Raw genomic sequence first — 15,216 nt, forward strand, 5'->3', positions numbered from 1 at the left:
GTTCATTGACATATTGAGATAAGAAAATAATAAGAAAGTAGAAAGCGTTTTTTACAATTTTATTGTAAAAAACAAAAAAAAACGGTCCTGATTAATTTTAGGATTGGTACAATAAGCAAAATAAGGGCGTATGGGGGATGCCTAGGCTCTCAGAGGCGATGAAAGGCGTGATAAGCTGCGAAAAGCTGCGGGGACGGGCACACACCGATTGATCCGCAGATACCTGAATGGGGCAACCCGCTATGCTGAAGGCATAGCACACCGATAGGTGGGCAAACCCGCTGAACTGAAACATCTAAGTAGGCGGAGGAGAAGAAAACAAAAGTGATTCCGTAAGTAGTGGCGAGCGAACGCGGATTAGCCCAAACCGGTGCTGTTACGGCAGTGCCGGGGTTGTAGGACCGCGGTATTTTATGTACAAGGAACCGGAAGCTTCTGGAAAGGAGCACCATAGAGGGTGACAGTCCCGTACGGGTAACAAGTATAATAGATAGCGGTATCCTGAGTAGGGCGGGGCACGTGAAACCCTGTCTGAATTTGGCGGGACCATCCGCTAAGGCTAAATACTCCTGAGAGACCGATAGTGAACCAGTACCGTGAGGGAAAGGTGAAAAGAACCGTGAATAACGGAGTGAAATAGATCCTGAAACCATACGCTTACAAGCGGTCGGAGCCCTTTCGTGGGGTGACGGCGTGCCTTTTGCATAATGAGCCTACGAGTTAACGTTGCTGGCAAGGATAAGTGTTTAAGACATGGATCCGCAGCGAAAGCGAGTCTGAATAGGGCGCTTTAGTCAGTAGTGTTAGACGCGAAACCGTGTGATCTACCCATGGGCAGGTTGAAGCTGTGGTAACACACAGTGGAGGACCGAACCGGTTGACGTTGAAAAGTCTTCGGATGACCTGTGGGTAGGGGTGAAAGGCCAATCAAACTCGGAAATAGCTCGTACTCCCCGAAATGCATTTAGGTGCAGCGTTATTTTAGTTATACAGAGGTAGAGCTACTGATTGGATGCGGGGGCTTCACCGCCTACCAATTCCTGACAAACTCCGAATGCTGTATAATGATTGATAACAGTGAGGGCTTGGGTGCTAAGGTCCAAGTCCGAGAGGGAAAGAACCCAGACCATCAGCTAAGGTCCCCAAATATATGCTAAGTTGAAAGAACGAGGTTTGTCTGCCCAGACAGCTAGGATGTTGGCTTGGAAGCAGCCATTCATTTAAAGAGTGCGTAACAGCTCACTAGTCGAGCGGACGAGCATGGATAATAATCGGGCATAAGCATATTACCGAAGCTATGGATTTACAGTTTACTGTAAGTGGTAGGGGAGCATTCTGACAGGGCAGAAGGTGTATCGTAAGGTATGCTGGACCGGTCAGAAAAGAAAATGTAGGCATAAGTAACGATAATGCGGGCGAGAAACCCGCACACCGAAAAACTAAGGTTTCCACAGCTATGCTAATCAGCTGTGGGTTAGTCTGGTCCTAAGGCGAACCCGAAAGGGACAGTCGATGGCCAACGGGTTAATATTCCCGTACTGCTTATTACTGTGATGGGGTGACGGAGTGATGAAAGCGCCGCGGACTGACGGAATAGTTCGTTAAAGTACCTAGCTATATTCTCTGCAGGCAAATCCGCAGAGAATGGTGAAATACGATAGTACTCGGAGTCTTCGGACAAAGAGATAGTGCGCCTAAGGGCTTCCAAGAAAAACCTCTAAACTTCAGGTAATAAGCACCAGTACCGTAAACCGACACAGGTAGTTGAGGAGAGAATCCTAAGGTGCTCGAGAGATTCATGGCTAAGGAATTAGGCAAAATAGACCTGTAACTTCGGGAGAAAGGTCGCCCCGAGCAATCGGGGCCGCAGTGAAGAGGTCCAGGCGACTGTTTATCAAAAACACAGGGCTCTGCAAAATCGTAAGATGAAGTATAGGGCCTGACACCTGCCCGGTGCTGGAAGGTTAAGAGGAGATGTTATCTTCGGAGAAGCATTGAATTGAAGCCCCAGTAAACGGCGGCCGTAACTATAACGGTCCTAAGGTAGCGAAATTCCTTGTCGGGTAAGTTCCGACCTGCACGAATGGTGTAACGATCTGGACACTGTCTCAGCCATGAGCTCGGTGAAATTGTAGTAACGGTGAAGATGCCGTTTACCCGCAGTGGGACGAAAAGACCCTGTGCACCTTTACTATAGCTTAGTATTGACCTTGGATAAATGATGTGTAGGATAGGTTGGAGACTGTGAAGGGGCGTCGCCAGGCGCTTTGGAGTCATTGTTGAAATACAACCCTTTGTTTATCTGAGGCCTAACCCCGCAAAAGCGGGGGACATTGCTTGGTGGGTAGTTTGACTGGGGTGGTCGCCTCCAAAAGAGTAACGGAGGCTTCTAAAGGTTCCCTCAGTACGCTTGGTAACCGTGCGTAGAGTGCAATGGCATAAGGGAGCTTGACTGAGAGACATACAGGTCGATCAGGTACGAAAGTAGAGCATAGTGATCCGGTGGTTCCGCATGGAAGGGCCATCGCTCAAAGGATAAAAGGTACGCCGGGGATAACAGGCTGATCTCCCCCAAGAGCTCATATCGACGGGGGGGTTTGGCACCTCGATGTCGGCTCGTCACATCCTGGGGCTGGAGAAGGTCCCAAGGGTTGGGCTGTTCGCCCATTAAAGTGGCACGCGAGCTGGGTTCAGAACGTCGTGAGACAGTTCGGTCTCTATCTACTGCGGGCGTTAGAAATTTGAGTGGATCTGATTCTAGTACGAGAGGACCGAATTGGACAAACCTCTAGTGTATCTGTTGTCCCGCCAGGGGCACCGCAGAGTAGCTACGTTTGGAAGGGATAAGCGCTGAAAGCATATAAGCGCGAAACCCACCACAAGATGAGATTTCTTTTAAGGATCGTGGAAGATGACCACGTTGATAGGCTATAGATGTAAAGGCAGTAATGTCATAGTCGAGTAGTACTAATAATCCGTAAGCTTATGTACACCCTTTTCTCCCGGCTGCGGCCGGGAGAAGAAACTTTCTAAAATATATTTACTTTTCTTTATCTCAGTATGTTAAAATATTTGCCTGTCGCGGGCAGTTATGAGTCTTGGGTTATAAGTTTTGAGTTAAAAAACAATAAACCAAAAACCATAACTAAAAACCTTAAGGTGGTTATTGCGGCGGGGCTCACCTCTTCCCATCCCGAACAGAGTAGTTAAGCCCGCCTGCGCAGATGGTACTGCAGTATTGTGGGAGAGTATGTCGCCGCCTTTTTTTCAAAACCCTGTTTCTAATCGAAACAGGGTTTTTTCGTTTTTATTGGTTTTTTATCTTGATTCTAATTGAGTTGTTGTTTTATTGATTAATCAGCTCTATGATTTTGTATGTCATAATATTGTCTTATGATTTCTAATAGGTAATGTACCTTGTCTTTTATTCTTAGGTATGTTATGTCTGCAGTCCAATCTGCTCTTGTACTTTGAGTTAATTCCTTTTATTGATTTGGATATTTGTACATCTAGGGTATTGAATTTGTTGTCTTATGGGATCTTCTAACTTTAGATCAATAAATATTGATCACGTAAAAAAAACAAACAATTTGTCTCTGCCTATCTTTATCTGACATGTTTTTAAATCATCTTTTAGTATATAATACAGTTTCCTGCTGCCGGTTTTTGGAATCTTATGACGAACCGATATCTCTGTGGATTTGAGGTGGTCTTTGTCGGGAGCTGACTTTAATTGATTTGATTTCTGTTTGTAAATAAGCTGGTTTGTGATAACCAAATACTCTGCATGTTTCACTAATCCTGTATATGCAATTTATTTTTTGGACTGTTTTGAACCAGGCTTTTGATGACGGCGAAGAAGATTTACTTGTAGAATAATTTCAATTCTTTTATAACCTTTTTTGGGGAATATCTCATCTATAGCTTTTTTTAGGATGAAATAAGAAGAAATAAATCATAATTATCAAAAAGGTTGATAAATGTAAATTAGCAGTTATCAGTGTGTTAAGAAAAACTTTCAAAAAAGATGGAAAAAATATAAAAAAAAGTCTTGCAGATGTAAATAAAGGTAGTACTTTTGCACCCGCAACAACGAAATGTTCACAGAAATACCGGCAGGAAAAAACTAATTAAAAGAGAAAAGAAATTTTCAAAAAAAGATTAGAAAAAGCTTGTGGGAATGGAAAACGGATATTACATTTGCATCCCCGCAGAACACGGGAAGTTCCTTGAGATACTGAGAGAAGAATTGGAGAAAAAGAGATTTAAAAATTTCAAAAAAAACTTTAATTTTTCTTGCAGGAAACAAAAAGAATTTTTAGTTTTGCACCCGCTTTGAAACACAGGCGGAATGATAAAGAAGACACGTTCGTAGACATATTGAATTGACAGCCGTTTTAACAGAGATGTTAGAACAAAAGAATAAGAGTAATAGAATTGTAAGATTCGAAAAGAACCGATAGATGATCATCGCAATATAATATTACAATATACGATGAAGAGTTTGATCCTGGCTCAGGATGAACGCTAGCGGCAGGCTTAACACATGCAAGTCGAGGGGTATAAGTCTTCGGATTTAGAGACCGGCGCACGGGTGCGTAACGCGTATGCAATCTGCCTTTCACAGAGGGATAGCCCAGAGAAATTTGGATTAATACCTCATAGTATTACGACCCGGCATCGGGATGTAATTAAAGTCACAACGGTGAAAGATGAGCATGCGTCCCATTAGCTGGTTGGTAAGGTAACGGCTTACCAAGGCAACGATGGGTAGGGGTCCTGAGAGGGAGATCCCCCACACTGGTACTGAGACACGGACCAGACTCCTACGGGAGGCAGCAGTGAGGAATATTGGACAATGGGCGCAAGCCTGATCCAGCCATGCCGCGTGCAGGATGACGGTCCTATGGATTGTAAACTGCTTTTGTACGAGAAGAAACACTGATTCGTGAATCAGCCTGACGGTATCGTAAGAATAAGGATCGGCTAACTCCGTGCCAGCAGCCGCGGTAATACGGAGGATCCAAGCGTTATCCGGAATCATTGGGTTTAAAGGGTCCGTAGGCGGTCTTGTAAGTCAGTGGTGAAAGCCCATCGCTCAACGGTGGAACGGCCATTGATACTGCTGGACTTGAATTATTAGGAAGTAACTAGAATATGTAGTGTAGCGGTGAAATGCTTAGAGATTACATGGAATACCAATTGCGAAGGCAGGTTACTACTAATGGATTGACGCTGATGGACGAAAGCGTGGGTAGCGAACAGGATTAGATACCCTGGTAGTCCACGCCGTAAACGATGGATACTAGCTGTTGGAAGCAATTTCAGTGGCTAAGCGAAAGTGATAAGTATCCCACCTGGGGAGTACGTTCGCAAGAATGAAACTCAAAGGAATTGACGGGGGCCCGCACAAGCGGTGGAGCATGTGGTTTAATTCGATGATACGCGAGGAACCTTACCAAGGCTTAAATGTAGATTGACCGTTTTGGAAACAGAACTTTCGCAAGACAATTTACAAGGTGCTGCATGGTTGTCGTCAGCTCGTGCCGTGAGGTGTCAGGTTAAGTCCTATAACGAGCGCAACCCCTGTTGTTAGTTGCCAGCGAGTAGTGTCGGGAACTCTAACAAGACTGCCAGTGCAAACTGTGAGGAAGGTGGGGATGACGTCAAATCATCACGGCCCTTACGCCTTGGGCTACACACGTGCTACAATGGCCGGTACAGAGAGCAGCCACTGGGCGACCAGGAGCGAATCTATAAAGCCGGTCACAGTTCGGATCGGAGTCTGCAACTCGACTCCGTGAAGCTGGAATCGCTAGTAATCGGATATCAGCCATGATCCGGTGAATACGTTCCCGGGCCTTGTACACACCGCCCGTCAAGCCATGGAAGCTGGGGGTGCCTGAAGTCGGTGACCGCAAGGAGCTGCCTAGGGTAAAACTGGTAACTAGGGCTAAGTCGTAACAAGGTAGCCGTACCGGAAGGTGCGGCTGGAACACCTCCTTTCTAGAGCCTCAATTGTTAGCACGAAGGTTATGAGTTAGAAGTTATGAGTGATGCGTCTTGACGCTTAACCCTTAACGTATAACATTTAACACAATGGCACGATGAGGAAAAAAGATGGTTATCTTCAGGTATCTGAATTGGAGATTGTATTACTCTTGCTGTTAATTTAAAAGAAATGAAAATTAAGTAAAACAGAGTCTCGTAGCTCAGCTGGTTAGAGTACTACACTGATAATGTAGGGGTCGGCAGTTCGAGTCTGCCCGGGACTACTTTTTTAAAATGGTTAATTGTAAATTATGAATTATAAATTACAAAAGACGGAATAAAAAAAGACTGTAAGCTTGATTAAAGGAAATTCTGGAAGCTGGGATTCACCAAAGGAAATTAGAGAAGAATTAAGAAATCTAAAATCTGAATTCTAAAATCTAAGATTTAAAATGGGGGATTAGCTCAGCTGGCTAGAGCGCCTGCCTTGCACGCAGGAGGTCAACGGTTCGACTCCGTTATTCTCCACAGGTCCGAAAGGACAAAAGTTCATTGACATATTGAGATAAGAAAATAATAAGAAAGTAGAAAGCGTTTTTTACAATTTTATTGTAAAAAACAAAAAAAAACGGTCCTGATTAATTTTAGGATTGGTACAATAAGCAAAATAAGGGCGTATGGGGGATGCCTAGGCTCTCAGAGGCGATGAAAGGCGTGATAAGCTGCGAAAAGCTGCGGGGACGGGCACACACCGATTGATCCGCAGATACCTGAATGGGGCAACCCGCTATGCTGAAGGCATAGCACACCGATAGGTGGGCAAACCCGCTGAACTGAAACATCTAAGTAGGCGGAGGAGAAGAAAACAAAAGTGATTCCGTAAGTAGTGGCGAGCGAACGCGGATTAGCCCAAACCGGTGCTGTTACGGCAGTGCCGGGGTTGTAGGACCGCGGTATTTTATGTACAAGGAACCGGAAGCTTCTGGAAAGGAGCACCATAGAGGGTGACAGTCCCGTACGGGTAACAAGTATAATAGATAGCGGTATCCTGAGTAGGGCGGGGCACGTGAAACCCTGTCTGAATTTGGCGGGACCATCCGCTAAGGCTAAATACTCCTGAGAGACCGATAGTGAACCAGTACCGTGAGGGAAAGGTGAAAAGAACCGTGAATAACGGAGTGAAATAGATCCTGAAACCATACGCTTACAAGCGGTCGGAGCCCTTTCGTGGGGTGACGGCGTGCCTTTTGCATAATGAGCCTACGAGTTAACGTTGCTGGCAAGGATAAGTGTTTAAGACATGGATCCGCAGCGAAAGCGAGTCTGAATAGGGCGCTTTAGTCAGTAGTGTTAGACGCGAAACCGTGTGATCTACCCATGGGCAGGTTGAAGCTGTGGTAACACACAGTGGAGGACCGAACCGGTTGACGTTGAAAAGTCTTCGGATGACCTGTGGGTAGGGGTGAAAGGCCAATCAAACTCGGAAATAGCTCGTACTCCCCGAAATGCATTTAGGTGCAGCGTTATTTTAGTTATACAGAGGTAGAGCTACTGATTGGATGCGGGGGCTTCACCGCCTACCAATTCCTGACAAACTCCGAATGCTGTATAATGATTGATAACAGTGAGGGCTTGGGTGCTAAGGTCCAAGTCCGAGAGGGAAAGAACCCAGACCATCAGCTAAGGTCCCCAAATATATGCTAAGTTGAAAGAACGAGGTTTGTCTGCCCAGACAGCTAGGATGTTGGCTTGGAAGCAGCCATTCATTTAAAGAGTGCGTAACAGCTCACTAGTCGAGCGGACGAGCATGGATAATAATCGGGCATAAGCATATTACCGAAGCTATGGATTTACAGTTTACTGTAAGTGGTAGGGGAGCATTCTGACAGGGCAGAAGGTGTATCGTAAGGTATGCTGGACCGGTCAGAAAAGAAAATGTAGGCATAAGTAACGATAATGCGGGCGAGAAACCCGCACACCGAAAAACTAAGGTTTCCACAGCTATGCTAATCAGCTGTGGGTTAGTCTGGTCCTAAGGCGAACCCGAAAGGGACAGTCGATGGCCAACGGGTTAATATTCCCGTACTGCTTATTACTGTGATGGGGTGACGGAGTGATGAAAGCGCCGCGGACTGACGGAATAGTTCGTTAAAGTACCTAGCTATATTCTCTGCAGGCAAATCCGCAGAGAATGGTGAAATACGATAGTACTCGGAGTCTTCGGACAAAGAGATAGTGCGCCTAAGGGCTTCCAAGAAAAACCTCTAAACTTCAGGTAATAAGCACCAGTACCGTAAACCGACACAGGTAGTTGAGGAGAGAATCCTAAGGTGCTCGAGAGATTCATGGCTAAGGAATTAGGCAAAATAGACCTGTAACTTCGGGAGAAAGGTCGCCCCGAGCAATCGGGGCCGCAGTGAAGAGGTCCAGGCGACTGTTTATCAAAAACACAGGGCTCTGCAAAATCGTAAGATGAAGTATAGGGCCTGACACCTGCCCGGTGCTGGAAGGTTAAGAGGAGATGTTATCTTCGGAGAAGCATTGAATTGAAGCCCCAGTAAACGGCGGCCGTAACTATAACGGTCCTAAGGTAGCGAAATTCCTTGTCGGGTAAGTTCCGACCTGCACGAATGGTGTAACGATCTGGACACTGTCTCAGCCATGAGCTCGGTGAAATTGTAGTAACGGTGAAGATGCCGTTTACCCGCAGTGGGACGAAAAGACCCTGTGCACCTTTACTATAGCTTAGTATTGACCTTGGATAAATGATGTGTAGGATAGGTTGGAGACTGTGAAGGGGCGTCGCCAGGCGCTTTGGAGTCATTGTTGAAATACAACCCTTTGTTTATCTGAGGCCTAACCCCGCAAAAGCGGGGGACATTGCTTGGTGGGTAGTTTGACTGGGGTGGTCGCCTCCAAAAGAGTAACGGAGGCTTCTAAAGGTTCCCTCAGTACGCTTGGTAACCGTGCGTAGAGTGCAATGGCATAAGGGAGCTTGACTGAGAGACATACAGGTCGATCAGGTACGAAAGTAGAGCATAGTGATCCGGTGGTTCCGCATGGAAGGGCCATCGCTCAAAGGATAAAAGGTACGCCGGGGATAACAGGCTGATCTCCCCCAAGAGCTCATATCGACGGGGGGGTTTGGCACCTCGATGTCGGCTCGTCACATCCTGGGGCTGGAGAAGGTCCCAAGGGTTGGGCTGTTCGCCCATTAAAGTGGCACGCGAGCTGGGTTCAGAACGTCGTGAGACAGTTCGGTCTCTATCTACTGCGGGCGTTAGAAATTTGAGTGGATCTGATTCTAGTACGAGAGGACCGAATTGGACAAACCTCTAGTGTATCTGTTGTCCCGCCAGGGGCACCGCAGAGTAGCTACGTTTGGAAGGGATAAGCGCTGAAAGCATATAAGCGCGAAACCCACCACAAGATGAGATTTCTTTTAAGGATCGTGGAAGATGACCACGTTGATAGGCTATAGATGTAAAGGCAGTAATGTCATAGTCGAGTAGTACTAATAATCCGTAAGCTTATGTACACCCTTTTCTCCCGGCTGCGGCCGGGAGAAGAAACTTTCTAAAATATATTTACTTTTCTTTATCTCAGTATGTTAAGATATTTGCCTTTCGCGGGCAGTTATGAGTCCTGGGTTATAAGTTTTGAGTTGAAAAACAATAAACTCTAAACCAAAATCCAAAAACCATAACTAAAAACCTTAAGGTGGTTATTGCGGCGGGGCTCACCTCTTCCCATCCCGAACAGAGTAGTTAAGCCCGCCTGCGCAGATGGTACTGCAGTATTGTGGGAGAGTATGTCGTCGCCTTTTTTTTCAAAACCCTGTTTCTAATCGAAACAGGGTTTTTTCGTTTTTATTGGTTTTTAGTTTAATGTAATTTCGGATTGTATTTATTGATTTTGAATCTAAATCCTGATTTATGCTTATGCCATTAGATTTTCTTGTCATTAACCTCATTTATAAATTTAATTACTCCATTCATAAAGATTTTTTGATCATCCCACATTGCTAAGTGGCTGCCATTTGGACAATATAAGTATCGTCCATTTTGAACTAATTTACTTTGTTCTTCCATAGCTTTTGGATCCATTGTGTCGTATTTGGCTCCTATCATTAAGGTTGGAATTGTGATTTCATGTAATCTACTCTTAATATCCCATTTTGCTAATCTCCCGCTGATGCCAAATTCACTTGGACCTTGCATTAAGCTATAAATTTCTCCATTTATATGTTTGCTGGCACGATTTAATCCGTCTGGCCATTCTTTTAATCGGCACAAATGCTTTTTATAGAAATTGGGTATTAGTAATTCCATATATTTTGGATTATTGAAATCTTTTTTAGCTTCTAAAGATCTTATTTGCCTAAGAATTTCTGGGTTCATTTGTTTTGCTAAAACCTCATCAGCATATTTTCCGTAATCTGGAGCACTTGCCATCATGTTAGAAACTAATAATCCTTTCATATTTTTTTGATATTTCAAGGCGTACTCCATTGCAAGAATTCCTCCCCATGAGTTTCCCAGAACATAAAAATTATTTTTATCTGCATTTATTGCTTTACGTACTTGTTCTACCTCATCGACAAATCGTTCAATTGTCCATAAACTACTATCTTTAGGCTGATCGCTGTAATAAGATCCCAACTGATCGTATTCATAAAATTCGAAGCCTTCTCGTTGAAAGAATGTTTCAAAACACTCCATATATTCATGCGTCATTGCAGGACCGCCGTGTAATAGAAGTATTTTGATTTTTGAATTATTTCCAAAACGTTTTGTCCAAACTTTAAATTCGCCAAGTGGAGTCTTTATTGGGATCATTTTTACTCCTGCAGATTCTACATCACCTTGATTGTAGCTGAAATAATTAGTAAGTTCATTCGATTGGTTTTCTTTTTTACAGGATGCTGTTAGTAAAAAAACTCCAAAGATCAGGATATAACGCATGGGTTTAAAATTTAGTAGTTTGAACTAATTTACAAATTATTTTCCATATCGATTTTTTTTTCTTTTTTTGGTGAAATTGCAATGTATTAATCTTGTAATCAGTTGTATATATTGCATTTTAAAACACTAAAAAAATCTTAAATAGATTTGAATAAAAATTTTCTTGTAGTAAATTAGTAATACTATACTTAAATAAATCATTATGAAAACGAAAATATTTTTAGCCATAGGATTGTTAAGCTTAACAATTTCGGTCAGCGCACAGAAGAAGATCGAAGTATCAGAATTGCCAAAACCAGCTCAGGAATTTTTGAAAAAACATTTTAGCGAAACGACAGTCACAAGTGCTAATAAAGATGCAGAACACGGTGAGAAAGGTTTTGAGGTAAAATTGCAAGACGGAACAGAAGTAGAATTCTGGAAGGATGGATCATATAGAGAAGTAGACGGCGGAGACAAACCAATTCCAACTGCTTTTATTCCAGATAATATTAAAGAGTATGTATCAAAAAATTATCCGAATGAAAAAATTACTCATATTGATTATGGGCATAAAGATTTGGATGTGGATTTAACAAATGATATTGATTTGGAATTCACTAAAGAAGGTAAAATCCTTAAAGACAAAAAAAATGGCATAAAAGAAAAATAAAATTGATATTTACTATGCTATGTTCATCTAAAGTAAATCTTCAAATTAAATGAAGGACTTATTTTAGATGGACATTTTTATTTTGAGCCATTTCAGTAAAGATAATCTTGGGAGAAAATAGTTTATATTTACATTTCTATTTTTTATTTCATGGAAGAAAATAAACATGTAACGATTTATGATATTGCTGAACGATTAAATTTGGCTACATCGACCATTTCACGGGCCTTAAAAGATCATCATACCATAAGTAATAAAACAATAAAGAAAGTAAAAAAAACTGCTGAAGAAATGGGATTTGTTCCTAATACTTTAGCAGCAGGTTTGCGAGGCAATAAAACCAGAACTATTGGTGTTTTGATTCCGACTGTTACTCAGCCATTTTTGTCATCACTAATTAGCGGTATAGAAATTACAGCTCAAAAGTCGGATTATACCGTAATTATTATGCAGTCGCATGATTCTTACGAAGAAGAAGTCAATATGGCCAAATCATTATACAGCAATCGTGTAAGTGGTGTGATTTGCTCTCTTGCAATGGAAACCAGAGATACAGCTCATTTTCATCAGTTTTCAAATAATAATATTCCGTTGGTATTTGTGGACAGGGTTCCTAAAGATTATAACACTTTTAGGGTTGTTATTGATAATTATACAGCAGGGTACAAAGCTACAAAACATCTTATAGAACAAGGATGTATTCGCATTGGTCATTTAACGGCTGGTTCAGAATTAGGTAATTTGTACAACGAAAGAAAAAGAGGTTATATCGAAGCTTTAAAAGACCATAATATAGAAGTTGAAGAAGAATTGATTATTAACTTGAATTCGGTTACTTACGAAGATGGTGTAAAAGCCAGCAATGCATTGTTTGATTTAAATCCAATTCCAGACGGTTTATTTGCACCTGGAGATATCCTGGCAGTAAGTGCTGTACAGACTGCAAAGAAACGAGGTATTAAAGTGCCAGAAGAATTCAAGGTAATTGGCTTTAATAACGATCCAATTTCACAGATTATTGATCCTAATTTATCTACAATTACACATCCCGCTGAGAAAATGGGAAAAGCAGCAGCTGATATTATTATCAAAAACCTGAAATCATCTAAAAATGATGATGCCAAGGAAATTACTTTTTTAAATACAGAAGTATTAGCTAGAGAATCTTCGCAGAAAAGTTAAAAATAGGATTTTAATACAAATTCAACCCAGTTAAAGCAGGATAGTTTTTATAATTATCCTGCTTTTATTTGTTATACTAATTATTTTTTAAAAAAAAGACAGCTAAAATTTTTTTCTTATATAACAATCTTATATTTTTACGCAACCGATTGCAATCAGTATTTTATTTCAGATAATGTATTTTTTAAATTAAAATTTTGTCAAATACTTTTATTAAGGAATTAAATATTGATTCTTTTAAAATAAAATTGTAAAGAATAAATTAAAACCAATGACTTCATTAAGATTTGTTTTCTTGTTTATTTTGATTTCCTTTTCAGCTTGGGCCCAAAAGGATTATAAATTGTGGCTTCAGTACAATGTTGTGAGTAATTCTGCAATTGCTTCAGAATATAAAAACAATTTTAAAAAAATTGTAGTTTTAGGAAATTCCGAAACCATAAAAATTGCTGAAAAGGAAATTAAAATAGGATTTTTAGATATGTTCGGAAATATTCTTGAAATTAATTCGGATATAAAAGGAGAGAACAATTTAATAATTGGTTCACAATCGAATTTAAATGCTGAAGTTAAAAAAGAAGTACAGTCTGATTTTGATAAAATAAATACAGAAGGTTTTATTATTAAATCTATTTCCCTTAAAAGCAAAAAACAAATCATTATTACGGGTAAAAATGACATTGCAGTTTTGTACGGAGTTTTTAATTTACTGAGAATATTGCAAACCAATAAATCAATCCAGAATTTAAATATTGTTGATTCTCCAAAAACAAATATCCGCATCTTAAATCATTGGGATAATCTCGACCGTACAATTGAAAGAGGTTATGCTGGATTTTCTTTATGGAATTGGCAGAAACTTCCTGATTTTATCGATCAGCGTTATATCGATTATGCAAGAATGAATGCTTCAATTGGAATTAATGGAACTGTTTTAAATAATGTGAATGCAAATGCTTTAATCCTGACCTCACAATATTTAGAAAAAGTTGAAGCTTTAGCGAATATTTTCAGGCCTTATGGAATTAAAGTATATTTAACTGCAAGATTTTCGGCACCAATTGAAATTGGAAAACTAAAATCTGCCGATCCCAAAGATCCTGAAGTGATGAATTGGTGGAAAAATAAAGCAAAAGAAATTTACAAACGAATTCCTGATTTTGGCGGGTTTTTGGTGAAAGCCAATTCAGAAGGTCAGCCTGGGCCTCAAAATTACGGAAGAGATCATGTTGATGGCGCCAATATGCTTGCAGATGCAGTTGCTCCTTTTGGAGGTGTAATTATGTGGAGAGCCTTTGTATATTCAGAACACGACGCAAATGATCGTGCAAAACAGGCTTATGCCGAATTTCAGCCGTATGATGGAAAATTCAAAAAAAACGTAATTGTTCAGGTAAAAAATGGAGCAATCGATTTTCAGCCTAGAGAACCATTTCATCCTTTATTTGGTGCTATGCCGAAAACGCCTTTAATGATGGAATTTCAAATCACGCAGGAATATTTAGGGTTTAGCACGCATTTGGTTTTTCTGCCCAAATTATTTCAGGAAGTTTTAGAATCAGATACGTATCAAAAAGGAAAAGGTTCAACCGTTGCCAAAGTTATAGATGGTACTTTATATGAAAATAAACTAACTGGAATTGCTGGTGTTGCCAATATCGGCAACGATTTGAACTGGACTGGGCATCCTTTTGCACAGGCAAATTGGTATGGTTTCGGAAGACTGGCTTGGAATCCGTATTTGGATTCAGAAACGATTGCCGATGAGTGGTTGAGATGTACTTTTTCAAACGATGAAAATTTTATAAAACCAGTTAAAAAGATGATGATCGATTCGCGTGAAGCCGTTGTAAATTATATGACACCGCTTGGTCTGCATCATATTATGGATACAGGTCATCACTACGGACCGGGACCTTGGGTTTCAGATTTATCACGTCCAGAATGGAATCCTACATATTATCATAAAGCGGACAAAAATGGAATTGGTTTCGACAGGTCAAAGTCGGGAACAAATGCCACTTCCCAATACGCGCCAGAACTAGAAAAGCTTTTTGATAATATAGAAACTTGTCCTGAGAAAGATTTATTATGGTTTCATCATATTTCGTGGGATTATAAACTGAAAAACGGTCAGACACTTTGGAACGGACTTTCGCTTAAATATCAGGAAGGTGTAAATCAGGTTACAGAGATGCAAAATGTTTGGAATAAAACAGAAAAATATATTGACTACGAACGCTTTAACGAAGTTAAAATGTTATTAGAAATCCAACAAAAAGAAGCAAAATGGTGGCGCGATGCCTGCTTATTATATTTTCAGCAGTTTTCTGGAAAAGCACTTCCTGAAGGAGTTGAAAAACCAACACAAACATTAGAATATTTTAAATCATTAAAATTCCCATTTGCGCCGGGAAATTAAATTAC

4 protein-coding genes, 2 tRNA genes and 5 rRNA genes are annotated in these 15,216 nt (G+C 41.1%); 10 read left to right on the forward strand and 1 reads right to left on the reverse strand.

Annotated features, from left to right (window positions below):
* Positions 1–109 precede the first annotated feature (109 nt).
* The 7 genes from QMG60_RS09275 (at position 110) to rrf (QMG60_RS09305) (ending at position 9,817) form a co-directional block, all read left to right on the forward strand.
* Positions 110–2,991: ribosomal RNA gene (locus tag QMG60_RS09275) — 23S ribosomal RNA — on the forward strand.
* 164 nt (positions 2,992–3,155) lie between these two features.
* Positions 3,156–3,265, forward strand: a 5S ribosomal RNA gene (gene rrf / locus QMG60_RS09280).
* A gap of 1,227 nt (positions 3,266–4,492) precedes the next feature.
* Positions 4,493–6,006, forward strand: a 16S ribosomal RNA gene (locus QMG60_RS09285).
* A gap of 195 nt (positions 6,007–6,201) precedes the next feature.
* Positions 6,202–6,275 (forward strand) — tRNA-Ile (locus QMG60_RS09290).
* Positions 6,276–6,445: 170 nt separating this feature from the next.
* A tRNA-Ala gene (locus QMG60_RS09295) sits at positions 6,446–6,519 on the forward strand.
* 128 nt (positions 6,520–6,647) lie between these two features.
* A 23S ribosomal RNA gene (locus QMG60_RS09300) occupies positions 6,648–9,529 on the forward strand.
* A gap of 178 nt (positions 9,530–9,707) precedes the next feature.
* A 5S ribosomal RNA gene (rrf, locus tag QMG60_RS09305) occupies positions 9,708–9,817 on the forward strand.
* The 16S, 23S and 5S rRNA genes sit together here with 2 tRNA genes alongside, the layout of an rRNA operon.
* Positions 9,818–9,938: 121 nt before the next feature.
* Here the strand turns inward: rrf (QMG60_RS09305) and QMG60_RS09310 are convergent.
* Complete coding sequence (locus QMG60_RS09310) at positions 9,939–10,955, reverse strand: proline iminopeptidase-family hydrolase (RefSeq protein ID WP_281867588.1); 1,017 nt, start codon at positions 10,953–10,955, stop codon at positions 9,939–9,941.
* A 202-nt stretch (positions 10,956–11,157) separates the two neighbouring features.
* Here QMG60_RS09310 and QMG60_RS09315 point away from each other — a divergent pair, with 202 nt between their 5' ends.
* The 3 genes from QMG60_RS09315 to QMG60_RS09325 all read left to right on the forward strand — a co-directional run bounded on the left by QMG60_RS09315 (position 11,158) and on the right by QMG60_RS09325 (position 15,211).
* Positions 11,158–11,607 carry a PepSY-like domain-containing protein gene (locus QMG60_RS09315; protein ID WP_281867590.1) on the forward strand — a complete coding sequence of 150 codons (450 nt, stop codon included), beginning with the start codon at positions 11,158–11,160 and terminating at the stop codon, positions 11,605–11,607.
* 150 nt (positions 11,608–11,757) lie between these two features.
* Positions 11,758–12,789, forward strand: a complete 1,032-nt coding sequence (locus tag QMG60_RS09320; RefSeq protein ID WP_281867591.1) for a LacI family DNA-binding transcriptional regulator — start codon at positions 11,758–11,760, stop codon at positions 12,787–12,789.
* A 271-nt stretch (positions 12,790–13,060) separates the two neighbouring features.
* On the forward strand, positions 13,061–15,211 hold the full coding sequence (locus QMG60_RS09325) for an alpha-glucuronidase family glycosyl hydrolase (RefSeq protein ID WP_281867592.1): 2,151 nt from the start codon (positions 13,061–13,063) through the stop codon (positions 15,209–15,211).
* The last annotated feature ends 5 nt before the right edge of the window (positions 15,212–15,216 follow it).

Source organism: Flavobacterium sp. GSB-24 (assembly GCF_027924665.1).
Lineage (GTDB): Bacteria > Bacteroidota > Bacteroidia > Flavobacteriales > Flavobacteriaceae > Flavobacterium.

Coding starts and splice junctions, on each gene's coding strand:
- QMG60_RS09310 (WP_281867588.1), bottom strand. CDS start 10,955: ATGCGTTATATCCTGATCTTTGGAGTTTTTTTACTAACAGCATCCTGT.
- QMG60_RS09320 (WP_281867591.1), top strand. CDS start 11,758: ATGGAAGAAAATAAACATGTAACGATTTATGATATTGCTGAACGATTA.
- QMG60_RS09325 (WP_281867592.1), top strand. CDS start 13,061: ATGACTTCATTAAGATTTGTTTTCTTGTTTATTTTGATTTCCTTTTCA.
- QMG60_RS09315 (WP_281867590.1), top strand. CDS start 11,158: ATGAAAACGAAAATATTTTTAGCCATAGGATTGTTAAGCTTAACAATT.